This is a genomic window from Bradyrhizobium sp. LeoB3, assembly GCF_055456055.1.
This window is the reverse complement of sequence record NZ_JBVBEF010000009.1, coordinates 46420-69644: the sequence shown is the minus strand read 5'-3', so window position 1 is coordinate 69644 and position 23225 is coordinate 46420. Positions and strand designations below refer to the sequence as shown.

Here is a 23225-nt window from a genome sequence, read left to right as displayed (position 1 = left end):
ATATGACCGAACAATCCTCGCTTTCCGCAATCGGCAGCTACACGACCGGCGAGCGCGCCGCGATCATCTTCTCCTGCATGCTGGGCTTTGCGCTCGATCTCTACGACGTGCTCATCATGCCGTTCCTGATGAGCTCGATACAGTCGTCGCTAGGCATTTCGCTGACCCAGGTCGCGAGCGTGACGAGCCTGACCTTGATCGGGTCGGTGATCGGCGGCGCGCTATTCGGCTGGCTCGGCGACCGCATTGGTCGCAAGCAGGCACTGCAGCTCACGCTCGGCGTGTTCGCCGCCGGGTCGATCGCATCGGCGTTCGCCTGGGACTATTGGAGCCTGGCATTGCTCCGCTTCATCACCGGCATCGGGCTCGGCGGCGAATGGGGCGCCGGCATGGTGCTGTTCAATGAGGCCTGGAACAAGGATCGGCGCGGTATCGGCAGCGCCTTCATCCAGCGCAGCGCGGTCGTCGCGAGCGCCGGCGCCTCGATCATCGGGGTCTGGGCCACCACGTCGTTCAGCGTGGAATGGGGATGGCGTATTGCGCTCCTGACCGGTGGCTCGCCGATCCTGCTGATGATCTTCATCCGCTTCTTCATGCCGGAATCCAAGGCGTGGCTGCAGTTCGATCGCGCGCGCAAGAGCGGCTTGGTCGAGCGAAAGGTCAAGACCACCAATACGATGCTGCTGATGTTCCAGGGCCGGTTGCTGCCGATCTCGCTGATGTGCCTGGCGTGGATGATGGCCTACATGTTCTGCTATTACGGGATCGTCGTCTTCATGCCGACACTGATGCAGAAGTCGCTCGGTGCGCCGCCTGAAGTCGTGCGCAACATCTCCGTGATCGCCTCCGTCGTCGGCGGCTGCTCGTATATCAGCATGGGCCTGCTCAACGACGCCTTCGGCCGGCGGTTCGGCGCGCTGTTGCCGGGTCTTGCGTGGGGCGCGATGGCCTGCGGCCTCTATGTCTTTGCGCATGACAGGTTCGCCGGCAGTCTGTTTGGCTTCCCGATGTTCTGGGTTTACATCGCCTTCGTGATCGGCAACTCGGCGCTCGGCGTGGTCGGCACCTGGCTGTCGGAAATCTATCCGATCGAAGTGCGCTCGACCGCGGTATCCTTCATCTACATGGCGGGCCGCGGCATCGGCAGCTTTGCGCCGATCGTCGTTCCGCTGGCGGCCGGTTGGTTCGGTGGCCAGCTTGCGCTCGGCATGATGATCGCCGTGCCCGCCATCGTCATCTTCCTGGCGATGACCCTGTCCTTGCCCGAGACGCGCGGGCGCGAACTGGCGGCCGCCGGTGCCCAGCGTAGCGGCCAGACCGCGTGAAACTCTCGCCGAAGGAAAGCATGCGATGCGACTATTGAGCTATCTCGTGAATGGCCAGCCACATTATGGTGTGGCTGATGACGATGGGGTCGTCGATCTGACGGTACGGATCGGCGCAGAATTTCCCGATCTGAAGACGCTGATCGCACGCGATGGCCTTTCGTCGGCCCGGCAGGCTTCGGCCGGCCAGCGTCCCGATCATGCGCTGGACGAATTGACGCTGCTGCCGCCAGTATTGGCGCCGGAAAAGTTCTGGTGCATTGGCGTGAACTACAAGGACCGCAACGCCGAATACAAGGACAACTCGGACCTGCCGAAATATCCGAGCCTGTTCGTACGCAATTCCTCGTCGATGGTCGGATCGGGGCAGGGGATCGAGAAGCCGAAAGTCTCCGACCAACTCGACTATGAGGGCGAACTGGTCATCGTGATCGGCAAGCAGGGTCGGCACATCGCGCGTGAAGACGCCTTCTCGCATATCTTCGGCATGACGCTGTGCAACGAGGGCAGTGTGCGAGACTGGCTGCATCATGGCAAGTTCAACGTCACGCAGGGCAAGAATTTCGATCGCTCCGGCAGCATCGGCCCCTGGATTGTGACGTCGGATGAATGCGATCCGCGAGGACCGCACGACATTATCACCCGCGTCAATGGCGAGGTCAGGCAGCAGGACAGTACCGAGCGGCTGATGTTCCCGTTCGATTTCCTCATCGCCTATCTCTCCACATTTGCGACCCTGAAGCCCGGCGACATGATCGCGACCGGTACGCCGACCGGCGCCGGCGCCCGGTTCGATCCGCCGCGTTGGCTCAAACCCGGTGATGTGGTCGAGGTGGAGTCGTCGCGGATCGGCGTGCTGCGCAACGCGGTGGTTGCGGAGCAATAGCGCCATGCTCGATCCCTCCATCATCCGGCACCTCGCAGAGCGGCTTGACGAGGCCGAACGGGCCAAGACACTCATCACCATGTTCACGCGCGAGCATCCCGATCTCACGATCGAGGATGCCTATGCGATCCAGCGCGCCTGGACGCGTCTGCAGCTCGATCGTGGCCGCGTCATCAAGGGCCACAAGATCGGCCTGACCTCGAAAGCGATGCAGAACGCGGTCGGCATCGCCGAGCCCGATTATGGCGTTCTGTTCGCCGACATGTTCTATCCGGATGCGAGCGCGATCCCGTTCGATCGCTTCCATGCGCCGCGGATCGAGGTCGAGCTTGCCTTCGTGCTGAAGGCGCCGCTGCGTGGCCCGGACTGCTCCATCTTCGACGTACTCAACGCCACCGATTACGTGACGCCCGCGCTCGAAATCCTCGAGACCCGCATACATCGCGTCGATCCCGAGACCGGCCAGACCCGTAAGGTCATGGACACGATTTCGGACAATGCCGCCAATGCCGCTCTCGTGCTCGGCGGCCGTCCGTTCCGGCCGCTCGAGGCGGATCTACGCTGGATCGGCGCGCTGCTGTTCAGAAATGGACAGGTCGAGGAGACCGGACTTGCCGCCGGCGTGCTCAACCATCCGGCCAACGGCATCGCCTGGCTCGCCAATCGCCTGGCACCGCATGACGAGCAATTGGGGGCCGGCGAAGTCGTGCTCGCCGGATCGTTCACGCGACCGGTCGATATCCGCCGCGGAGATACCTTCCACGCCGATTACGGACCATTCGGCTCGGTGTCCTGCCAATTTGTCTGAACCAGACCAGCAGAGGGAAAGCGATGACCGGTCAAGCACGGCGCAGAAGCGTCCACATCGGCGGCTTTAAGCACGCCAATCCGATCCCGAACGCCTCTCGCATCGGCAATCTCGTGATGTCCGGCGTTATCCTCGGCCGCGATCCCGCGACCGGAGCGATGCCGGAGAGCCTGGAGGCGCAATGCGCCAACATGTTCGCGCATATGAAGGCGACCGTCGAGGCCGCCGGTGGCAGCACCGACGACATCATCAAGATGACGGTCTGGCTCAAGGACCGTTCGCAGCGCGGGCCTGTCAACGCCGAATGGCTGAAGATGTTTCCCGACGAGCACTCACGCCCCGCGCGTCATGCGCTGCCGATGGACATGGAAGGCGGTGCGCTGGTGCAGTGCGATTTCACCGCCGTGATTGACTAAGGAGTTTGCCGTGCCGACCTACTTGCCCTTCGATCCGAATCCGCGCCGGCCTTCGAAGCTGCCGCCGCCAAAGACTGTCGACAGCCAGTTTCACGTGCTTGGGCCGCTGGAGAAATATCCGGTACGTCCGGGCGCTGCCTATCAGATGCCGACCGCAACCTGGGAGGCGGCGCTGCGGATGCATAAGGCGCTCGGGATCGAGCGCGGCGTGATCGTGCAGACCACGACCTATGGCGCGGACCACACGGTCGTGCTCGATGGTCTCGCGGCAATGGGCCCGAACTATCGCGGCTGTGCCAACGCGCTGGTGTTTGCCGAGGCCGATGATGCCTACCTCGCCAAGCTGCATGAGGCAGGGGTCCGCGGCGCGCGCTTCAGTTTCCGTCAGGAACTTGGGGCTGTGCTGTCGGACAAGGATTTTGCGCGGGCGATCGCGCGCATCCGCGAGCTCGGCTGGTACGTCAAGATCCAGCCGGAGAAGGACGGCATCATCTCCAGCGTCGAGAAGTACCAATCCCTCGACGTGCCGGTGCTGATCGATCACATGGCGCGTCCCGACCCGACCCGCGGCAAGAACGATCCGAATCTACAGAAGATGCTTGAGCTGCTGTCGAAGGGCAATTTCTGGGTCATGCTGTCGCTCGGGGAAAAGACCTCGAAGGCCGGTCCGCCCTGGGAAGATGTCATCCCCATCGCGCGCACCTATATCGAGGCCGCGCCGGACCGCTGCATCTGGGCCACCGACTGGCCGCATCCGGTTTCGGTCGTGCAGCCGCCCAACGACGCCGATCTTCTCGAACTCATGTACAAGTATGCGCCTGACGAGACGACCTTGGAAAAGATCCTTGTTCACAATCCGGCAAAACTATTCGGATTCTAGAGCTCGGCCTCGGGGCATCCTGCTTACGATCTGCCACGCGTGGTTGCGCCCGCCGATCTGGCGGTCGCCGCGCTCCTGGCGTTGTGCTTCCCAGTCAACGGCGCGATAAGCGAGTCACGTGCGCTTTGGGGTAACAGGGCAAGTCGAGCAGGGTTTGCGAAAAGGATCCGGCTGCTTGAACTCTATCCCGGAGCGGACACATTGCTGTGCCGCCTCAGATGGATCGTTGGGCTATTGCTCAACTGATGAGCATATGATCCTATTGTGGGATGGAACCCAGCCTCCTGCAGCCTGATCTGGTCATCTTCGACTGCGATGGCGTCCTCGTGGATAGCGAGATATTGAGCTGTCAGTGCCTGTCAGAGGTCCTTGGCGAGTTCGGCATCGAGCTCAGCAGGGATGATGCCCTCGAACTGTTTCTTGGCCGCAGCACGACGGCCATCCTGCAACACTACCAGGCGGACCAACGCCTCGTTCCCGAGAACTTTCTGGTCGCGTTGAAGGCGCGGGTGCTGCAACGGTTCAGGCGTTCGCTGCGGCCTGTCCTTGGAGTGGGGTCATTGATCTCCGGCCTGCAAATGCCGTTTTGTGTTGCATCGTCCAGCGATCTCGACCGGGTATCGCTTTCGCTGGCATTGACCGGTCTGGCGCCGCATTTCGGCGACAGGGTGTACACGGCGCAGATGGTGGCGCGCGGCAAGCCGGCCCCCGACCTTTTTCTCTATGCGGCTGGGCAGATGCGCGCCGCGCCGCAGCGCACGCTTGTCATCGAAGACAGTGTCAGCGGCGTGACCGCAGCAAAGGCCGCCGGCATGACCGTATGGGGCTTTATCGGTGGCAGTCACTACCAGTCTAGTGATCGGCATAGCAAGCTGCGCGATGCCGGCGCAGATCGTGTCTTTGACCGGATGGCGGACTTCTGGGACGAAAGATAGCGGGCTTTCATGGCAGCACTGGAGAACGAGAAATCCCGTCTTGACGACGCCGCGCGCGCCGGCTGGCTCTATTTCATCGCCGGCCATACGCAGGATGAGATCGCGAAGATGCTGCAGGTCTCGCGCGCGTCCGCGCAGCGTCTGGTATCGCTTTGCCTCGCAGAACGCCTGATCACCTTCCGCCTCGAACATCCTATTGCCGCATGCATGGAACTGGCGTCGAAGCTCAAGGATCGCTTCGATCTCGTTCACTGCGAGGTGGTGCCGTCGGACCCGGCATCGCCGCATTCCACTGCCGGCATCGCGGAACGTTGCGCCAACCTGCTGGACTCAACCCTGCGCCTGGAAACCCCGGTCATTGTCGCATTGGGCACCGGGCGCGCGGTGCGCGCTGCAGTGGAGCGAGTCACGCCGATCGAGCGGCCGAATCACCAGATCGTCTCGCTGGTCGGAAACATCTCGGCGGACGGCTCGGCGAGTTTCTTCGATACGGTGGGACGCCTTGCCGATCGCACCGGTGCCCGCCACTATCCGATGCCTCTGCCATTCCTGATGTCGACGGAAGACGAGCGCAACCGCATGAACCGGATCGAGCCAATCGCCAAGATCCAGGCGATTGCCGCGAGAGCCGACCTGCGTCTCATCGGCATCGGTCAGATGGACCAGAAGGCCCAGGTGCATGTTGACGGCTTCGTCAGCCGCGAAGAGCTGTTCGAGATGATGCGGCTTGGCGCCATCGGCGAAGTCACGGGTTGGGCCTATGACGCCAAGGGCCGGCTCATCAAGGGGGGCACGAACAAGCGGTTGACCAGTATCCCCCCGCAAGTGCCGGCGCGGACCACTACGATCGCCGCGGCGATCGGGCAGGCCAAGGTTCCGGCGATTAGCGCCGCGCTGATTGGACGCCTCGTCAACGGTCTCATCACCGACGAAGCAACGGCCCGGGCTATCCTCGATCGATAGCGGCGGCACGATCGTCGTGCCTTCCTGAACAAAACGGATTTTCTCTCTGGCGCTGCGGGCAGCCGGATCGCGTGCGTCAGCTTGACAAGCTGAAACGTTGATGTGAACATACGCCCAACGCGTGGGCATATGCTCAAACGCGATGATGGGAGGTTACCGTGAAAAACGTCCATGGCGCCCTTCTGGGCGCGGCTGCGCTCTTGCTCTCAACTCCCTCACTCGCCCAGACCGCCCTGACGATTGCCACCGTCAACAACGGCGACATGATCCGCATGCAGGGATTGACGAGCGACTTCACCAGCAAAAATCCGGACATCACGGTCAAATGGGTGACGCTCGAGGAGAACGTGCTGCGCCAGCGCGTCACCACCGATATCGCGACCAAGGGCGGCCAGTTCGACGTCCTGACCATCGGCACCTATGAGGTGCCGATCTGGGCCAAGAAGAACTGGCTGGTGCCGCTCGACAAGCTCGGCGCCGACTACGACGTCGCCGATCTCTTGCCGAGGATCAAGGACGCGGTGTCCGTCTCCGGCAAGCTTTATGCGGCGCCGTTCTATGGCGAAAGCTCGATGACCATGTATCGCACCGACCTGTTCCAGAAGGCCGGGCTTACCATGCCCGAAAATCCGAGCTGGGATTTCGTGATCAGTGCGGCCAAGAAGCTGACCGATAAGGAGGCCGGCGTTTACGGCATCTGCCTGCGTGGCAAGGCCGGCTGGGGTGAGAACATGGCGTTTCTCACCGCCATGGCCAATTCCTACGGTGCACGCTGGTTCGACGAGAAGTGGGTGCCGCAGTTCGACAAGCCCGAATGGAAGAAGACACTGGCGACCTATGTCGATCTGATGAAGGAGGCGGGGCCTCCCGGCGCCAGTTCGAACGGCTTCAACGAAAACCTGGCGCTGTTCAATGCCGGCAAATGCGCGATGTGGATCGATGCAACGGTTGCGGCGTCGTTTGTGACCAATCCAAAGGACTCCACGGTCGCCGACAAGGTCGGCTTTGCGCTCGCGCCGAACGCCGGGCTTGGCAAGAACGCGAACTGGCTGTGGGCCTGGAACCTCGCGATTCCCGCCGGCTCCAAGAAGGTCGAGGCCGCAGAAAAGTTCATCGCCTGGGCGACCGGCAAGGACTACGCAAAACTGGTTGCGTCGAAGGAGGGCTGGGCCAACGTGCCACCGGGTACGCGAACGTCGCTGTACCAGAACCCTGACTACCTGAAAGTCGCGCCGTTCGCCAGATTGACGCTGGCGTCGATCGATGCCGCCGATCCGAACAAGCCGACGGTGCAACCGGCGCCTTACGTTGGCGTGCAGTATGCGGCGATCCCGGAATTCCAGGGTATCGGCACCTCGGTCGGCCAGCAGTTCTCCGCGGCGCTGTCGGGCTCGACCAGCGTGGACGCGGCGTTGTCGGCGGCGCAGGCGTCGACGGAGCGGGAAATGAAGCGCGCCGGCTACATCAAATAGGTGGCTCCCTTGGCTCAGACTCCCGAGCTAAGCCCCTCGCAGCCATCCGGCAGCTTGCACCGGATGGCTGCACCGGCTTTGCAGTCGACGGAAACGGGAACCGGGACCCGACAAACGCAACTGCTCGCACGGATGCTGCTGACGCCAGCGGTCGCGCTGCTGTTCATCTGGATGATCGTCCCCTTGGCGTTGACGATCTATTTCTCGCTGCTGCATTACAATCTGCTCGACTCCGAATCCGCTCAGTTCGTCGGCTTTGAGAATTTTCGCTATTTCCTGACCGATCCGGCTTTCCTCGCTTCGCTGCAGAACACACTGGTTCTGGTCGGGTCCGTGCTTGGACTGACCATCCTGCTTGGAATTCCGCTCGCGCTGTTGCTCGACCAGCCGGTCATCGGCCGCAACATCGTGCGGCTGATGGTGATCGCGCCATTCTTCGTGATGCCGACGGTCAGCGCCCTGATCTGGAAGAACCTTCTGATGCATCCGGTGTCTGGCCTGTTCGCCTGGATCGCAAAGCTGTTCGGCGCGCCACCGATCGACTGGTTCAACGACGTGCCGCTATTCGCAATCATCCTGATCGTCTCCTGGCAATGGCTGCCGTTTGCAACGCTGATCCTTCTGACGGCGCTGCAATCTCTCGATGAGGAGCAGAAGGAGGCGGCTGAGATGGACGGCGCCGGCGCGCTGTCGACCTTCATCCACATCACGCTGCCGCATCTGGCCCGACCGATCACTGTCGTGATCCTGATCGAGACGATTTTCCTTCTGACCGTGTTCGCCGAGATCTTCGTCACCACCGGCGGAGGACCGGGATTGCAGACCACCAACATCGCCTTCCTGATCTATTCGCAGGCGCTGATCCAGTATGATGTCGGCGGTGCCTCCGCGGGCGGGTTGGTGGCAGTGGTAATCGCCAACATCGTGGCTTTCTTCCTGGTCAGGATCGTCGGCCGGAATTTGGAGGCCTGACGCATGGCGCGGATGGCAACAAGCAGGCATGTGGCGGTCTCGACCATTGCGGCGTGGCTGGTCGGCTTCCTGATCTTCTTCCCGATCCTGTGGATGGTGCTGGCGAGCTTCAAGACCGAACTCGATGCCTTCGCCATACCGCCAAAATTCCTGTTCTTTCACTGGACCACGGAAAATTATGCCGCCGTGCAGGAGCGCAGCGACTATGTCCATCATGCGCTCAACTCCATCATTGTGGCAGGCGGCTCGACGCTGATTGCGCTGCTGATTGCGATTCCCGCCGCGTGGTCGATGGCGTTCTCGCCGACCAAACGCACCAAGGATGTGCTGCTCTGGATGCTATCGACAAAGATGATGCCGCCGGTCGGCGTGCTGGTGCCGATCTACCTGATCTACCGCGATTTCGGCTTGCTCGATACTTTGACTGGTCTCGTCTTCATCCTCTGCCTCGGCAATCTGCCGATCGTGATCTGGATGCTGTTTACCTATTTCAAGGAAATCCCGAAGGACATCCTCGAAGCCGCACGCATGGACGGAGCAACGATCAGCCGCGAACTCGTCTATGTGCTGACGCCGATGGCCGTACCGGGGCTTGCATCAACGTTGCTCTTGAATTTGATCCTCGCCTGGAACGAGGCGTTCTGGACGTTGAACCTCTCGACGCTGCAGGCCGCGCCGCTGACCGTGTTCATCGCGTCCTATTCGAGTCCCGAGGGGCTGTTCTGGGCCAAGCTCTCGGCCGCTTCCACGCTCGCGATCGCGCCGATCCTGGTGCTCGGCTGGTTCAGCCAGCGCCAGCTCGTCCGCGGCCTGACTTTTGGCGCGGTCAAGTAAAACGGAAAGGCTGGAGCCATGGGTCAGATCACGCTTCAGAATGTCCAGAAATCGTTCGGGCCCGTTCACATCATCAAGGGCGCCGATCTGGATATCTCGGATGGTTCCTTTGTCGTTTTCGTCGGCCCCTCCGGCTGCGGCAAGACCACTCTTCTCCGCCTGATCGCCGGGCTCGAGGACGTCAGCGGCGGCAATATCCTGATCGACGGCAAGAACGTCGTCGACGTTCCACCCGCTAAGCGCGGCTTGTCGATGGTCTTCCAATCCTATGCGCTCTATCCGCATATGAGCGTGCGCGGCAACATCGCCTTCGGCCTGAAGATGGCGGGTCTGCCGAAAGCCGAGATCAACCGGAAGGTGGAGGCCGCGGCAGCAACCCTTAATCTGACGCCGTACCTCGATAGAAAGCCGCGCGAATTGTCGGGCGGCCAGCGCCAGCGCGTCGCGATCGGGCGCGCCATCGTCCGTGAGCCGAAGGCGTTTCTGTTCGACGAACCGCTGTCCAACCTCGACGCCGCGCTGCGCGTGCAGATGCGCCTGGAGGTCACGCGGCTGCAGAAGCAGCTTGGCACGACGGCCATCTATGTCACGCACGACCAGGTGGAGGCGATGACAATGGCGGACAAGATTGTGGTGCTCAATGGCGGCAAGATCGAGCAATACGGGACGCCGCTCGAACTCTACGAAAAGCCGGCCAATCTGTTCGTCGCCGGCTTCATCGGCTCGCCGAAAATGAACTTCATCTCCGGCGAGGTCGCAGGCCGCCATGACGCGGCCACCATTGGCGTTCGCCCCGAGCACCTGAAAATCGCGCGCGACGGCGAGGGATGGCCGGGAAACATCATGGTCGCCGAACATCTCGGCAGCGACACCTTTCTTTATGTCGACGCTGGCGCAATCGGAACACTCACCGCGCGCCACGTCGGCGAGCTCAATTTGAGCGCCGGCGACCGCGTCCTGCTGTCGCCGGATCCCGGCCGCCTGCATCGGTTCGATGAAAGCGGAAAATCGCTGCGGGCTTAACAGGAAGACCAAGATGTATCTGGAAAAATTCAAACTACCCGGCAAGACCGCAGTCGTAACCGGGGGCGGGCAGGGGATCGGCCTCGCCTGTGCCGAGGCGCTGGCCGAGGCCGGCGCGAGGGTTGTGATTGCCGATCGCGATGCGGCGGTAGCCGGCGAAGCGGGTGCCTATTTGAGCGGGAAGAGCTATCAGGCCGAGGTCGCGGTCGTGGACGTGACGGATTCACGGCGCGTTACCGAGATTGCCGACGAACTCGTCGCTCGCTACGGCCGGGTCGATGTCCTCGTCAACAATGCCGGCATCGCGCGCAGCGAGACTCCGGCCGAAACCGTGACCGACGAGCACTGGCTGAATGTCATCGACGTCAATCTCAACGGCACCTTCTGGTGCTGCCGCGCCTTCGGCAAGCACATGCTTCAGGCGCGGACGGGCAATATCGTCAATATCGGCTCGATGTCCGGTTTCATCGTCAATAAGCCGCAGGAGCAGTGCTACTACAACGCCTCCAAGGCTGCGGTGCACCATCTGACCAAATCGCTCGCAGCCGAATGGGGCGCGCGCGGCGTGCGCGTCAACGCGGTGGCGCCGACCTACATCGAGACGCCCCTGAACGCATTCGTGAAGGACAACCCCCGCATGTACGACGCCTGGATCGGCGGCACCCCGATGGCGCGGATGGGGCAGGTGGAGGAGATCGCCTCGGTGGTCCTGTTCCTGTCATCGGAAGCGGCCAGCCTCATGACGGGAAGCATCGTTCTTGTCGATGGTGGCTATACTTGCTGGTAAGCTTGCGTCAAAACTGACGGGAGCGAACATGCGGCAAGCCTTCATCGGCATCGACGTCGGAACCTCCAGCACGCGCGCGGGCATCTTCGACGAAAACGGAGTCCTGCTCGCAACTGCAAAACACCCGATCGCGGTCTGGCACGAGGCAGGCGACATTGTCGAGCAGTCGTCGTCAGACATCTGGGCGGCCAGCGTCTCGGCCGTCCGCAGCGCGATGGCAGAAGCCGCGATATCGCCGGAGCTCGTGAAGGGCGTTGGCTTCGACGCGACCTGCTCGCTGGTCGTGCTCGATCGGCATGGCGGACCGCTGACGGTGAGTACATCCGGCGACAAGCAGCGCAATGTCATCGTCTGGATGGATCATCGCGCGATCGAGGAAGCGCGGCTGATCAACGACACGCAGGATGAGGTGCTGCGCTATGTCGGCGGCTCCATCTCGCCCGAGATGGAGATGCCGAAGCTGCTCTGGCTGAAGCGGCACTTGCGCGACAGTTTTGATCGCGCCGGGCATTTCTTCGACCTAGCCGACTTCCTCTCGTGGCGCGCGACAGGGTCGCTCGCGCGCTCGACCTGCACGGTGACCTGCAAGTGGAACTACCTCGCGCATGAAGGGCGTTGGAGCGCGACATATTTTCAGCGGGTAGGCTTGCAGGAATTCGTCGAGGACGAATATCGCAGGATCGGCACCGAGATCGTCGCTCCGGGAACGCCGCTGGGGTTGGGCCTAACGGAACAGGCGGCGCGAGATTTCGGGCTGAGACCGGGGACGCCGGTCGGCGCCTCGTTGATCGATGCGCACGCCGGCGGGCTCGGCGCGATCGGCGGCCGGGACGCATCGGGTGCTGAAGTCGATGTCTGCGATCGCCTCGCCTACATCATGGGGACCTCCGCCTGCATCATGGCGACAACGGTCGATCCCTGTTTTGTACCCGGCGTGTGGGGACCGTATTACTCGGGCATGGTGCCCGGCTTCTGGCTCAACGAAGGCGGACAATCGGCGGCGGGTGCTGCGATCGATTATTTGATCCGCTCCCATCCCGCCTACACTGAGGCAAGCGACGCGGCAAGGCGGAACGGCGTGGAGATCATCCAGATCCTCGAGGAGCGGATCATGGCCCGTGCTGGGCAGGCGAGCAGGGCCGCACTGCTGGCGCGCGACCTTCATGTGCTGCCGGATTTCCTCGGCAACCGCTCGCCTTATGCCGATCCCGATACGCGCGCCGTCATTGCCGGCCTCGATCTCGATACGGATATCTGCGCGATGGAGCGTCTGTTCGCGGCGGGGTTGTGCGGGCTCGCCTATGGCCTCGCCGACGTCATCGATGCCTTCAAGGCGCAGGGGGTCAACAGCAAGCTCATCGTCATGGGCGGCGGCGCAGGAAGGAGCCCGCTGGTGCGGCAGATCATGGCCGATACGACCGGCCTCACGGTGGCACTGCCGCAAACGGCGGAGCCGGTCCTGCTCGGCGCGGCCATGCTCGGCGCCGTCGCTGCCGGCGCATATGCCTCGCTCGGCGAGACCATGGCCGCGATGTCGGCGCTCGGTCGCCTGACCGAGCCGGCCGCGCCGGGCATGGAAGAATTCCACCGGCGAAAGCGCGAGGTCTACAGGTTGTTGCGCGAGCTTGATCGCGGAAGCCGTGAGGCGATGCGCGGTTTTGAGATCATCTCGAAAGGTCGCGAACGATGCTGCTGAGCTGTGGCGATGCGCTGATCGATTTTGTGCCGGTTACGACCGCAGACGGTCACGAAGCGGTACGACCGGCAGTCGGCGGGTCTTGCCTCAACGTCGCGGTCGGACTGGCGCGGCTTGGCGCGCCGACCGGCTTTGTCGGTGGCGTCTCGACCGATCTGTTCGGCCGCATGATCGCCGACCACGCCGCCGCATCCGGCGTCGACCTTCGCTATGCCACCCGCAGCGATCGCCAGACCACGCTTGCTTTCGTCCGAATGGTCGCGGGCGAGTCGCAATATGCGTTTTATGACGCGGAGACGGCCACCCGGGAATGGACCTATTCGCACGGCAAAATTCCATTCGAGACGATCGAGGCCGTCCACATCGGCTCAACGACGCTGGTCAACGAGAGGGGAGCCGCGGAAACCGCCGCGATGGTCGCCGATGCCAAATCATCGGCGACGATTTCGTTCGACCCTAACTGCAGGCCCAATCTGGTCAAGGACAAGACAGCCTATCTCGCGCGCATGGACGGGTTTGTCGACAGCGCGGACATCGTTCGCATGTCGGACGTTGACTTTGACTATCTCTACGGGAAAGAGGCTTACGCGGCGAAGGCGGAAGAGTTCCTGGCTGGAGGCGGCAGCCTGTTTGTCGTCACCCGCGGAACGAAGGGAGCCCAGGCCTGGCATTCGGCGGCCGGTGCCATCGAAGTCGGGTCACCCGCGATCACCGTCGTGGACACGATCGGCGCAGGCGACAGCTTTCAGGCCGCGCTGCTGTTTGCGCTGCATAAGCAGGGCAGACTCGGCAGGAGCGGACTGAGGGACACCAACGCGAACGAGCTTCGCCGCGCGCTGGCACTTGCCTGCGGTTGCGCTGCGCTGACCTGCACGCGGGTTGGGGCAGATCCGCCCCGCAGCAACGAAGTTGCTTGGACGTCTTAGAGGCGTTGGGCGCCTCTAGGTGCAAGGCGGCTTAGGCGACTGCAATAAACATCGCGACGCTCGAAGGATACGCGCGGCCAATAATGACGTTATGCCACCGGTCAGCCAACCCTCATTTTGTTAAATCGTTTCATTGACAGGCCGTCTATAACGGCACATAGTCTCTAACCAAGTGCTGAAAGAACAATCAGAGGGAAGGGACGCCGACGCCCGGGCTGGGTGCAGACTTCGCTCAAGCGGCCAAGCTAGAATAATTACAAAGCAAGATCAATATATTGCGTGAATGTTGCGTCCATCCTCTGATGGGTGACGCGACTGCGCGAAGCTAAGTGTCGCGCGCCTCGCAACGCGCGCTGGCAGAAAAACAAGCAAAAATAAATGAAACGATCCATAGCGGGAGGGTGGAAATGAAGATAACGCGTCGTGACTTGCTGTTGGCCGGCGCCGCAATCAGCGCTTCGAGTGTCGTGTGCGGGCCGTCCGCGCTCGCCGCCGGACCGGAGCTCAAACTGGGCGTCGTCGGTGTGCTTTCCGGGCCGGCTGCGCAGTGGGGACTCGCCCTCAAGGGCGCGGCGGAGTTCGCCGCTGCGGAGGCCAATCGCGACGGCCTGGTCAAGATCGACGGCGCGCCCTGTCAAGTCAGTGTCGTTGCGATCGATAGCAAATACACCGCAGAGGGCGCCGCCGCGGCAGCAAATACGCTCGCGGGGCAGGGCGTGAAATTCATCATCGGTCCCATCGGTTCACCCGAACTCACCGGGCTGAAGCCCATCGCCAAACGCAATTCGATGCTGGTGATGGGCAATGGCTACGCCAAGGATGCGCTCGGTCCGCAGTGGCCGTTGGTGTTCCATGTCGGCCCTGGTCCGTCGGGATGGGCCGATCCGATCATCAAGATCGCAAAGCAGAAATTCGGCATCAAGAGCGTTGTCCTCGTTGCTCCGAACGACCAGGGGGGCACGGATATCGCAAGCGTCGATGCGGACGCCTACAAGAAGAACAGTATCGCTGCGACTGAGGAGTACTACCAGCGCGGCACCACCAATTTTGCGCCGATCGTGACGCGCATCATGAACGCAAAACCGGAGGCCGTGGATCTTGCGTCCTCGCCGCCCGGCGACGCCGGCATCATGGTCAAGCAATTGCGCCAAGCCGGGTTCGAAGGACCGATCGGGCGCCTCGGTGGCCCAGGCTATGGCGAGATCTCGCGGGTTGCCGGCGGCGACGCCGTGCTGAAGGACTTCTATTGGTACGAGCCGGTTCTGGTCGACGAGAAGGTCCAACTGATCGCCGACGAATACAAGAAGCTGTTCGGCACCGAGCGGCCCGAGAACAATCTGTTCTTCCAGTGGGTGTCCGGCGCCCGCATGGTCATAAAGGCGATCGCGAAAGCGGGCACGACCACCGACACCGAAAAGGTGGCCCAGGCTCTCCGTGCATTGCCCGTGGACGATCCAAATGTCGGTTCAGGGCATTGGATCGGCAAGGAATTCTTCGGCATCAACCAGGAGCTATCGTTCCCCTTCGGCGTGGGACTGGTCACCGACGGAAAATTGCAGCCGATCGTTCCGGTCGCAGCGGCCACGGGCAAGTAGCGGAGTTCCTGTGGAAGGCATCGTCGCCACCGGCCTCATCGGCATCAGCCTGGGCGCGCAGTATGCGCTGCTCGCCCTCGGCTTCACCCTGATCTTCGGCATTCTCGGCGTGGTCAATTTCGCCCATGGCGGATTCTACGTGCTCGGAGGCTATCTCGCTTATTCGGCGGTGACCCATCTTGGTCTGCCCTATGCACTGGCAGTGATCGCCGCCGCACTCGGCACGACGGCGCTGGGTTATCTCTTCGAGCGTTTCGTCCTCGATCACGTGATCGACGATCACTTGGCGACACTGATGCTGACGCTCGGTCTCTATTTGATGATGTCGAGCGCCCTTCTGGTGATCTTTGGACCGCAGTCGCCTGCATTCAGCTTTCCCCTGACGGGCGTCCTGCGCGGGCACGGCTTCTACGTCCCGATCGAGAATCTCGTGGTCCTTGCCGTCTGCCTGGTGGGTATCCTGTCGATCTATGCCCTGATTTACTACACCGACTTCGGCCGCGCCTTGCGTGCGCTCGCTGACGACCGTGCCGTCGCCACGGCGCAGGGACTGCGTCCAAAGCTTCTGTTTCCGACAGCGTTTGCGCTGGCCACCGGGCTTGCGGGTCTCACTGGCGCGCTGGTCACGCCGATCCTCTCGCTTGCACCGCATGTCGGCGATCCCGTGCTGGCGACATCGTTCCTCATTGTCATTCTTGGTGGTCTCGGAAGCATTGGCGGTGCAACCGTTGCGGCGTTTCTCGTCGGCATGGTGGAAGCGTTCTCGGCGGTCTATCTCGGAGGATCGAAAGGCGCTCTCGCATTGTTCGTGCTCGTCCTGATCATGTTGGTGGTCAGGCCGTCCGGTCTGTTCGGCCATCGCGTGCGTGGAGCCTGAGCCATGGCAAGCATTGATCTTGGCGCCGTGCGCAGCGGCTCCATTGCCGAGACGGCAAGCGTTGTCATCATCGCCGCTGCCTTCGTCATCCCCTGGATCAGCCAGAACCCCGCAGTCTACTCGCTGGCCAATCAGATCCTGATTGGGGTCACCGCTGCGCTCAGCGTCTACATCATGCTGCGCATGAACCTGATGACCTTTGCAGTGCCCACGTTCATGGCGATCGGAGGCTATACCGCGGCGATCCTCGGTCTCCGCCATGGCGTCACGGATGTTCTGCTGCTCGGCATCGCCAGTTTCGTGGTGCCGGCGCTGTTTGCTTTGCCGCTGGGTGCGCTGGTGCTCCGTCTCACCGGCGTCTACTTCGTGCTGGTCACCTTCGTCCTCACCGAGATCACACAGCTCGTGCTGTTCGAGATGCCGGGCTGGACTGGAGGAGCCAACGGTCTGGTCGGCATGCCCGCCGTGACCTTCTTCGGGATCGAACTCGGCGATAATCGTGCGGTGCTCTTGGTCACGACCGGCCTGGCGCTCGCCGGTGCGCTGATCACGGCCGCGGTCACTCGCCGCTTGCGTCAGCATTTTGCGGCGATCGAAGAGAACGAGTTGCTGGCGCAATCTCTCGGGCTCGTCGTCTGGCACTACAAGGCGTTCGGCTTCGCGATCGCTGGCGGTGTCTCCGGGCTCGCTGGCTTTGCCTTGGTCAACATGCTGCTCACCGCGCATCCGACCTCGTTCAGTCCACTCTCATCGGTGAACTACATCGCCTACACGATCATCGGTGGGAAGGGCACCATGCTCGGGCCGCTCGTCGGCGGGGCCTTGCTGATCTGGGCGGGAGAAATCTTTGCGCTACGCGGTGAATTTTCCCAGCTCCTGTTCGGATTCCTCATCGTAGTCGTGGTGCTGGCGGCGCGAGAGGGCATCGTTGGCACCGTGTCCCGGTTTCTCCTGTTCTTAAGTTCGCGCGTTCTCCGTCGATCCACCATCAACCCTGGCTCCGGCGCCCTGGGGGCCCCGGCCGCCACGGAGTCGCAGCCATGACGAGGAGCAGAGAGCCGCTTCCCAGAGAAGCGGCACGAACCGAGAGCAGTTTCGGCGAAGGGTTTGTAATGCCCCCGGGCGATGTCCTTGGTGTCATGGGACCGCGGCTCGATCGACGCGAAGCTGTCGCCGGCATCGCGAGCTCATCGATGCGTCTCGATGTCACCGGCATCTGCAAGCGTTTCGGCGGACTGCACGTCTTCAACGACGTGAGCTTCTCGATCTCGCCCGGCGAGGTGCTCGGCGTGATCGGCCCCAACGGTGCCGGCAAGACCACCTTGATCAACGTGATCTGCGGCATGCTTCCGCCAACCAGTGGCCGTGTCCTGCTCGGCGGCCGCGACATGACGGGAAAGCCGCTCCATGCCGTGAGCCGCGCGGGGATCGTGCGCAGCTTTCAGCAGACCAATACGTTCCGCACGGCCACGGTGCGCGAGAATATCTCGCGCGCGGTGCGCTTCAGCAATGGCGGAGAGGACGCGTGGCAGGCCATCACGCCGCTGATCGATGAATTCGAGCTTGTCGCGCACCTCGACGAGCAAAGTGATAAGCTGCCTTACGGTTTGCAGAAGATGCTCGGCCTCGTGCTTGCCTGCGCGGTGCGGCCGAAAGTGCTGCTGCTGGATGAACCGGCGGCCGGTCTTGAACGGCGCGAGCGCCTGCGTATCGATGCCTTCGTCCGTCATGCCGTAACGGAGTTGGGGTGCGGCGTTCTGATCGTGGAGCACGACATGGATCTGGTGCGCAGGCTCTGCCCGAAGATCCTGGTGCTGGATTCCGGCCGCGTGCTGGCCGAGGGCTCGCCAACAGAAGTGCTGTCGCGCAAGGACGTCATCGACGCTTATCTCGGGACGATGGACGAGGCAGAAGCATGATGCTCGCGGTACAAAATCTCGAAGTCCGCTATGGCGGCATCACGGCGCTGCGGGGGGTCTCGATCGAAGTTGCGGAGGGCGAAACAGTCCTGCTGGTGGGTGCCAACGGAGCAGGCAAATCAAGCCTGATCAATGCCGTCATCGGTCTTGCTGGCGCTGCGCGCGGCACGGTGCGTTTCGCAGGCCGGGACATCAGCGCGCTCGCATGCGATGGCAGGGCGCGGGCCGGCATGGGTTATTCGCCGGAAGGCCGCCGCGTATTTCCGACCATGTCGGTCGCCGACAACGTTCTGAGCGGTGCCTGCGGGCGAGGCCGTGCCGCACAACGCGAAGCCTGGGACTGGCTCTGCGGCCTCTTTCCGATGCTGCGGGAACGCGCGGCCCAGCCGGCGGGACAGTTGTCCGGCGGTCAGCAGCAGATCGTGGCTCTGGCCCGGGCGATGAGTTCGTTTCCCAAGCTGCTGCTGCTGGATGAGCCTTTCCTCGGGCTTGCGCCGGTGTGGATCGCGCGGATCAGCGAGGCGATCCGCCATATGCAGGCGCGTGGCACCACGATCCTCATGACCGAGCAAATGGCGCGGCCGGCGCTCAAGCTTGCGACGCGCGGCTATGTGATGCGCGGCGGCGAAATCAGGCGAAGCGGTTCGGTGGCCGAAATACGCGATGTCGCGTTGGCCGAGGAGTATCTGTGATGGATTCGATCAACGCAACCGCGCGTCTCGGCGCCTTTGTTGCCGCAGCCGCTGAGACCGAACTCCCGCGCGAAGTTGCCGTGAAGGCCGCGATCTGCCTGCTCGATTCGCTTGGGCTTGCATTGGCGTCACGTGACGAACCGACGGCCATGGCGGCGCGGGCGATGACGACGGATGTTGCGCCGAGCCCGCGAAGTGCGCGGATCTGGGCCAACGGCAAACACGTGCCGCTGTCCGAAGCGGTGCTTGCCAATGGCATTGCCGTGCATGCGCATTTCCAGGACGATACCGATCACGATTCATGGACTCATCCCGGATCGTTGATCTCGCCGGTCGCGGTGTGCCTGGGCGACGCTAGCGATGCGCCGTTGCGCCTCGTCCTCAATGCGCTCACGGCCGGATATGCCACGCTGAAATGGCTCGGCGCCGGCGAGAGCGTTGCGCGCGGCCTGATCGGGCGAGGCGTGCGCACCAGTCCGACCTTTGGCACCATAGCCGCGGCCGCCGCCGGTGCCGCAGCGCTTGGTCTCGATCCGTCGAGGGCTATCAACGCAGTCGCCATCGCGGCTTCCACAACAGGAGGCACCCTGGAGCCGGTGCGCTGCGGGTCCGACGAATGGCGTGTGCAGAATGGGCGCGCCGCTCACGGCGGGTTCATCGCCGCTGAGCTCGCCGCGCGCGGCGTGCAGGGTGCACCCGATGCGCTGGAAGGGCCGAAGGGTTTTCTGCGCTCACTTGGTGGCCTCGACCGCACGCCCGAGACATGGCTGAAAAATCCCGATCCCGCGACGATGATCGGCGTCATGGCCAAACCGTTCGCCACGCTCGGCGATAACATGTCTGCTGTGATTGCAGCCAGCCTGCTCAACCGCGACGGCATCGACCTTGCGCGCACCAGGCGGATCACGGTGACGATCTGGCGTCCCTACACCGAGTATCCCGGAACATCGTTCAAGGGACCATTTACGAGCATCGTTCAGACGCAGGCCAGCACCGCCTTCGCGGTCGCCGCCATGCTCCGCTACGGCCGGCTCGACTACGAGATGGGCGCCGAACACCAGCGGGATCCGGAGATCCTGGCACTGGTCGAGAAGACGACGGTGCTGCCTGACGATGTCGGGACGCATCTTGATGCAACCGTCGAGGTCGAGATGGATGACGGCGGCCGCTATCGCCGCACCGCGCGCGAAGCGCCCAGGACATTGGTCTTCCAGGATGAGGCGCGCGCAACCGAAGTGTTCGAAGCCCGCATGGCGCGATTGGGATTTCCATCCGGCGCCGCAAGCCAGCTGGCTGCGGAGGTCTTCGCCTCCGCGCGCAATGGCGGAGCGATGCCGATCCGCGCGTTGCTCGATCGTGTCACCTCGTTTCAGGGAGAAAACAGATGAAACTCGGATTGGAAGGCAAGACAGCCATCGTTACCGGCGGCAGCAAGGGTATCGGCCTCGAGACGTGCCGGCTGCTGGCCGAGGAGGGTGTCAAGGTGCTCATCTGCGCACGGCGCGAGGATGCGCTCGCCGAGGCGCGCGCCGACATTGAGAAGACCACGGGCGCGAAGGTCGAGACCTTGTCGCTCGACGTGACTGATTTGACGCAGATCGAGCAACTGCCGATGGTCGCCCGCGACCGTCTCGGCCGCATCGATATCCTCGTCAACAATGCCGGCACCGGCACCTACAAGCCCTTCCTCGAAGTGACCGACGAGGAATTGCAATACGGCATGGCGATCAACTTCTTCGCCCAGTTCCGCATCTGCCAGCGCATCATTCCCGTCATGATCCAGCAGAAAGGCGGCAGCATCGTCAACGTCTCGGGCGAGACCGGCATCATGGTGACGATGCCGCCTTTTCTGTCGTCCTGTACCGGGCCGGCCAAGTCGGCTGAGATCAGGTTCTCCAAGATTCTGGCCAATGAATTCGGGCCGCACAATATCCGCATCAACTGCGTGGTTCCGGGCTTCGTCAACACGCCGGAACGGTTCGCGAAATGGGAGCGCGAGCTCGCCAAGCGCAATCTCAGCGCCGAGGAAGGGGAGGCCGAACGGCGGCGCTGGTCGGAGAACAATTCGATGCGCAACACGCGCTGGGGCACGCCACAAGAGCTCGCCAATCTGATCGTGTTCGCGCTGTCGGACCGGGCGAGCTTCGTCAACGGCGCGGTGCTCGTGGCGGACAACGCGATGGACAAGTCCTGAGGCGTGGGGCGGAAAGCTTGGACGGAATGATGATGGCGAAACGGGGATGCTGCATCCCATCGAGGAGAACGTAATGGCCGAGATCGACAAGCCGCTGAAAGGCATCACCGTCGTGGAGCTCGGTCACAGCGTGGCCGCGCCTTACGCAGGGCTGATCCTGGCCGATCTCGGCGCGCGCGTGATCAAAGTCGAGAACCCGAAGAGCGGCGACTATGCGCGCGGCTGGGGGCCTCCGTTCTGGAACGAGACCGCCAGCGCCTTCCATTGCCTCAACCGCGGCAAGGAGGACGTCACGATCGACTTCAACGATGCGCGTGAATGCCGCGAGTTGAAGTCACTCATTCTGTCGCAGGCCGACGCCGTGATCCAGAATCTGCGGCCCGGCATTCTCAGCAAGTTCGGGCTCACGGCCGAGGCGTTGCGTGCCGAGAAGCCTGCGCTGATCTGGTGTGACATTGGGGCGTTCGGCAGCAAGGGGCCGCTCGCGAGCAAGCCGGGTTACGATCCGCTCGCGCAGGCCAGCACGGGGATCATGAGTGTCACGGGCGAGGGCGGTCGGCCACCGGTGCGGGTCGGCGTTTCCCTGATCGACATGGGCTCGGGCATGTGGGCCGTGATCGGCCTGCTCGCCTCGCTGGTTGCGCGCAAGAGCGGCGCCGAAGGACGGATCGTCTCGACGTCGCTGTACGAGACCGGTCTTGCCTGGATGACCGTGCCGCTCGCCGGTTACGCGGCATCCGGCGAAGTGCGCAAGCCCTACGGCTCGGGCACGGCGGAGATCGTGCCCTATCAGGCTTTCGAGGCATCCGATGGCTGGCTGATGATTGCCGCCGGCAATGACAATCTGTTCCGCAAGCTCTGCAGTGCATTGGGGCTCGATGCGCTTGCGTCCGATCCGGCCTTCGCCACGAATGCGGCGCGCGTCGTCAACCGCGAGCGGCTCTTGCCGCAGATTGGAGCCGCGGTTCAGCGATATTCGGGTGAGGCGCTCGGCAAGCTGCTTGACGACGCCGGGGTGCCCAATGCGCCGCTGCTTGGCATTGATGAAGTTGCCAAGCATCCGCAGACCCGCGCGCTCGACATGACGGTGCGTTGCGATGACGACGACATCGACTTGGTCGGCATTCCCCTCGCGTTCAACGGGGCCCGCCCTCGGGCGCGCACGCCGGCTCCGGCACTCGGTCAGCACAACGCTATCCTTCGGACATCCGCCAGCAGGGAGACCGCCAATGCGAAGTGATTTCGAAACCATCACGGCGGAACGGCGGGACAATCACATCCTGCTGGTTACCTTGAACCGGCCCGACGCCGCCAATGCCATGAACACCCAGATGGGCCTCGACCTGATGGAGCTGTTCGAAGGGCTGACCGTCGATCTCGAAGGACTCCGCGTTGCGGTTCTGACCGGCAGCGGCGCGAAGGCGTTTTGCGCCGGCGGTGATCTTAAGCAGCGTAACGGCATGACGGATGATGCATGGCAGGCCCAGCATCTCGTGTTCGAGCGCATGCTGCGCGCGATCCTGGCTTGCCCGATTCCGGTCATTGCAGCGGTGAACGGCGCCGCATATGGCGGGGGTTGCGAGATCGCGGCGGCGGCCGATTTCGTCTACGCCGCGACCAACGCACGCTTTGCGCTGACGGAGGTGACGCTCGGCATCATGCCCGGGGCGGGCGGGACGCAGAACCTGCCGCGCGCTGTCGGCGAACGTCGCGCCAAGGAAGTCATCCTCTCCGGCCTGCCGTTCTCGGCCGAGGAGGCGGAGCGCTGGGGACTGGTCAATCGCGTGCTGCCGCCCGACGAATTGCTGACAGCAACGCTGGCCATCGCCGAGCGGATCGCCGGCAATGGTCCGATCTCGGTGCGCCAGGCCAAGCAGGCGATCCACCGCGGCCTGCAGATGTCGCTTGCGGACGGTCTTGCTTTCGAAATCGAGGCCTACAACCGGCTGGTTCCGACGTCGGACCGTCGCGAAGGCGTCCTCGCGTTCAACGAGCGTCGCAAGCCGAACTTTCACGGCAAGTAAT

General features: G+C 63.0%; 23 protein-coding genes. All 23 read left to right on the top strand.

Annotation, left to right across the window (positions count from 1 at the left end; genetic code table 11):
* Positions 1 to 2: 2 nt before the first annotated feature.
* The gene (locus tag ACZXDY_RS09795) at positions 3 to 1325 is read left to right on the top strand and encodes an MFS transporter (RefSeq protein WP_464345341.1); all 1323 of its coding nucleotides are present in this window, start codon (positions 3 to 5) and stop codon (positions 1323 to 1325) included.
* Positions 1326 to 1350: 25 nt separating this feature from the next.
* Complete coding sequence (locus ACZXDY_RS09790) at positions 1351 to 2211, top strand: fumarylacetoacetate hydrolase family protein (RefSeq protein WP_464345340.1); 861 nt, start codon at positions 1351 to 1353, stop codon at positions 2209 to 2211.
* A gap of 4 nt (positions 2212 to 2215) precedes the next feature.
* Positions 2216 to 3019: a 2-oxo-hept-4-ene-1,7-dioate hydratase gene (gene hpaH, locus ACZXDY_RS09785; RefSeq protein WP_464345339.1), complete on the top strand. Its 804-nt coding sequence runs from the start codon at positions 2216 to 2218 to the stop codon at positions 3017 to 3019.
* 23 nt (positions 3020 to 3042) lie between these two features.
* The gene (locus ACZXDY_RS09780; RefSeq protein ID WP_028162251.1) at positions 3043 to 3435 is read left to right on the top strand and encodes a RidA family protein; all 393 of its coding nucleotides are present in this window, start codon (positions 3043 to 3045) and stop codon (positions 3433 to 3435) included.
* A gap of 10 nt (positions 3436 to 3445) precedes the next feature.
* The gene (locus tag ACZXDY_RS09775; RefSeq protein WP_130224032.1) at positions 3446 to 4315 is read left to right on the top strand and encodes an amidohydrolase family protein; all 870 of its coding nucleotides are present in this window, start codon (positions 3446 to 3448) and stop codon (positions 4313 to 4315) included.
* A 269-nt stretch (positions 4316 to 4584) separates the two neighbouring features.
* Entirely contained in the window at positions 4585 to 5250 is a 666-nt protein-coding gene (locus ACZXDY_RS09770) for an HAD family hydrolase (RefSeq protein WP_464345338.1), read from the top strand.
* Between the two features lie 9 nt (positions 5251 to 5259).
* A complete protein-coding gene (locus ACZXDY_RS09765; protein WP_028162254.1) occupies positions 5260 to 6213 on the top strand; it encodes a sugar-binding transcriptional regulator in 954 nt (317 codons plus the stop codon).
* 158 nt (positions 6214 to 6371) lie between these two features.
* Entirely contained in the window at positions 6372 to 7685 is a 1314-nt protein-coding gene (locus ACZXDY_RS09760) for an ABC transporter substrate-binding protein (protein ID WP_464345337.1), read from the top strand.
* Positions 7686 to 7748: 63 nt separating this feature from the next.
* Positions 7749 to 8657: a carbohydrate ABC transporter permease gene (locus tag ACZXDY_RS09755; protein ID WP_464345336.1), complete on the top strand. Its 909-nt coding sequence runs from the start codon at positions 7749 to 7751 to the stop codon at positions 8655 to 8657.
* A gap of 3 nt (positions 8658 to 8660) precedes the next feature.
* Positions 8661 to 9491, top strand: a complete 831-nt coding sequence (locus ACZXDY_RS09750; protein WP_028162257.1) for a carbohydrate ABC transporter permease — start codon at positions 8661 to 8663, stop codon at positions 9489 to 9491.
* Between the two features lie 18 nt (positions 9492 to 9509).
* Complete coding sequence (locus tag ACZXDY_RS09745) at positions 9510 to 10514, top strand: ABC transporter ATP-binding protein (protein WP_464345335.1); 1005 nt, start codon at positions 9510 to 9512, stop codon at positions 10512 to 10514.
* Positions 10515 to 10527: 13 nt separating this feature from the next.
* A complete protein-coding gene (locus tag ACZXDY_RS09740; protein ID WP_464345334.1) occupies positions 10528 to 11301 on the top strand; it encodes an SDR family NAD(P)-dependent oxidoreductase in 774 nt (257 codons plus the stop codon).
* Positions 11302 to 11329: 28 nt separating this feature from the next.
* Positions 11330 to 12997: an FGGY-family carbohydrate kinase gene (locus ACZXDY_RS09735; protein ID WP_464345333.1), complete on the top strand. Its 1668-nt coding sequence runs from the start codon at positions 11330 to 11332 to the stop codon at positions 12995 to 12997.
* Positions 12988 to 13923 carry a carbohydrate kinase family protein gene (locus ACZXDY_RS09730; protein WP_464345332.1) on the top strand — a complete coding sequence of 312 codons (936 nt, stop codon included), beginning with the start codon at positions 12988 to 12990 and terminating at the stop codon, positions 13921 to 13923. The genes ACZXDY_RS09735 and ACZXDY_RS09730 overlap by 10 nt, the downstream gene beginning before the upstream one ends.
* Before the next feature lie 407 nt (positions 13924 to 14330).
* Positions 14331 to 15518, top strand: coding sequence for an ABC transporter substrate-binding protein (locus ACZXDY_RS09725; protein WP_464345331.1), 1188 nt, complete (start codon positions 14331 to 14333; stop codon positions 15516 to 15518).
* Between the two features lie 10 nt (positions 15519 to 15528).
* Positions 15529 to 16395: a branched-chain amino acid ABC transporter permease gene (locus tag ACZXDY_RS09720; protein ID WP_464345330.1), complete on the top strand. Its 867-nt coding sequence runs from the start codon at positions 15529 to 15531 to the stop codon at positions 16393 to 16395.
* Positions 16396 to 16398: 3 nt separating this feature from the next.
* A complete protein-coding gene (locus ACZXDY_RS09715; RefSeq protein ID WP_464345329.1) occupies positions 16399 to 17439 on the top strand; it encodes a branched-chain amino acid ABC transporter permease in 1041 nt (346 codons plus the stop codon).
* Positions 17436 to 18314 carry an ABC transporter ATP-binding protein gene (locus tag ACZXDY_RS09710; protein ID WP_464345328.1) on the top strand — a complete coding sequence of 293 codons (879 nt, stop codon included), beginning with the start codon at positions 17436 to 17438 and terminating at the stop codon, positions 18312 to 18314. Before ACZXDY_RS09715 ends, ACZXDY_RS09710 begins: the two co-directional genes overlap by 4 nt.
* The gene (locus ACZXDY_RS09705; protein ID WP_245287198.1) at positions 18311 to 19006 is read left to right on the top strand and encodes an ABC transporter ATP-binding protein; all 696 of its coding nucleotides are present in this window, start codon (positions 18311 to 18313) and stop codon (positions 19004 to 19006) included. The genes ACZXDY_RS09710 and ACZXDY_RS09705 overlap by 4 nt, the downstream gene beginning before the upstream one ends.
* Complete coding sequence (locus ACZXDY_RS09700) at positions 19006 to 20394, top strand: MmgE/PrpD family protein (protein ID WP_464345327.1); 1389 nt, start codon at positions 19006 to 19008, stop codon at positions 20392 to 20394. The genes ACZXDY_RS09705 and ACZXDY_RS09700 overlap by 1 nt, the downstream gene beginning before the upstream one ends.
* The gene (locus tag ACZXDY_RS09695; protein ID WP_464345326.1) at positions 20391 to 21200 is read left to right on the top strand and encodes an SDR family NAD(P)-dependent oxidoreductase; all 810 of its coding nucleotides are present in this window, start codon (positions 20391 to 20393) and stop codon (positions 21198 to 21200) included. The genes ACZXDY_RS09700 and ACZXDY_RS09695 overlap by 4 nt, the downstream gene beginning before the upstream one ends.
* A 73-nt stretch (positions 21201 to 21273) precedes the next feature.
* Positions 21274 to 22440: a CaiB/BaiF CoA transferase family protein gene (locus ACZXDY_RS09690; protein ID WP_464345325.1), complete on the top strand. Its 1167-nt coding sequence runs from the start codon at positions 21274 to 21276 to the stop codon at positions 22438 to 22440.
* The gene (locus ACZXDY_RS09685) at positions 22430 to 23224 is read left to right on the top strand and encodes an enoyl-CoA hydratase/isomerase family protein (protein WP_464345324.1); all 795 of its coding nucleotides are present in this window, start codon (positions 22430 to 22432) and stop codon (positions 23222 to 23224) included. Before ACZXDY_RS09690 ends, ACZXDY_RS09685 begins: the two co-directional genes overlap by 11 nt.
* The last annotated feature ends 1 nt before the right edge of the window (position 23225 follow it).

Bases quoted from the DNA above. Each gene is read 5' to 3' on its own strand.
- ACZXDY_RS09795 (WP_464345341.1), top strand. From the start codon at position 3: ATGACCGAACAATCCTCGCTTTCCGCAATCGGCAGCTACACGACCGGC.
- ACZXDY_RS09790 (WP_464345340.1), top strand. From the start codon at position 1,351: ATGCGACTATTGAGCTATCTCGTGAATGGCCAGCCACATTATGGTGTG.
- hpaH (WP_464345339.1), top strand. From the start codon at position 2,216: ATGCTCGATCCCTCCATCATCCGGCACCTCGCAGAGCGGCTTGACGAG.
- ACZXDY_RS09780 (WP_028162251.1), top strand. From the start codon at position 3,043: ATGACCGGTCAAGCACGGCGCAGAAGCGTCCACATCGGCGGCTTTAAG.
- ACZXDY_RS09770 (WP_464345338.1), top strand. From the start codon at position 4,585: ATGGAACCCAGCCTCCTGCAGCCTGATCTGGTCATCTTCGACTGCGAT.
- ACZXDY_RS09765 (WP_028162254.1), top strand. From the start codon at position 5,260: ATGGCAGCACTGGAGAACGAGAAATCCCGTCTTGACGACGCCGCGCGC.
- ACZXDY_RS09755 (WP_464345336.1), top strand. From the start codon at position 7,749: ATGGCTGCACCGGCTTTGCAGTCGACGGAAACGGGAACCGGGACCCGA.
- ACZXDY_RS09750 (WP_028162257.1), top strand. From the start codon at position 8,661: ATGGCGCGGATGGCAACAAGCAGGCATGTGGCGGTCTCGACCATTGCG.
- ACZXDY_RS09745 (WP_464345335.1), top strand. From the start codon at position 9,510: ATGGGTCAGATCACGCTTCAGAATGTCCAGAAATCGTTCGGGCCCGTT.
- ACZXDY_RS09740 (WP_464345334.1), top strand. From the start codon at position 10,528: ATGTATCTGGAAAAATTCAAACTACCCGGCAAGACCGCAGTCGTAACC.
- ACZXDY_RS09735 (WP_464345333.1), top strand. From the start codon at position 11,330: ATGCGGCAAGCCTTCATCGGCATCGACGTCGGAACCTCCAGCACGCGC.
- ACZXDY_RS09730 (WP_464345332.1), top strand. From the start codon at position 12,988: ATGCTGCTGAGCTGTGGCGATGCGCTGATCGATTTTGTGCCGGTTACG.
- ACZXDY_RS09725 (WP_464345331.1), top strand. From the start codon at position 14,331: ATGAAGATAACGCGTCGTGACTTGCTGTTGGCCGGCGCCGCAATCAGC.
- ACZXDY_RS09715 (WP_464345329.1), top strand. From the start codon at position 16,399: ATGGCAAGCATTGATCTTGGCGCCGTGCGCAGCGGCTCCATTGCCGAG.
- ACZXDY_RS09710 (WP_464345328.1), top strand. From the start codon at position 17,436: ATGACGAGGAGCAGAGAGCCGCTTCCCAGAGAAGCGGCACGAACCGAG.
- ACZXDY_RS09705 (WP_245287198.1), top strand. From the start codon at position 18,311: ATGATGCTCGCGGTACAAAATCTCGAAGTCCGCTATGGCGGCATCACG.
- ACZXDY_RS09700 (WP_464345327.1), top strand. From the start codon at position 19,006: ATGGATTCGATCAACGCAACCGCGCGTCTCGGCGCCTTTGTTGCCGCA.
- ACZXDY_RS09695 (WP_464345326.1), top strand. From the start codon at position 20,391: ATGAAACTCGGATTGGAAGGCAAGACAGCCATCGTTACCGGCGGCAGC.
- ACZXDY_RS09690 (WP_464345325.1), top strand. From the start codon at position 21,274: ATGGCCGAGATCGACAAGCCGCTGAAAGGCATCACCGTCGTGGAGCTC.
- ACZXDY_RS09685 (WP_464345324.1), top strand. From the start codon at position 22,430: ATGCGAAGTGATTTCGAAACCATCACGGCGGAACGGCGGGACAATCAC.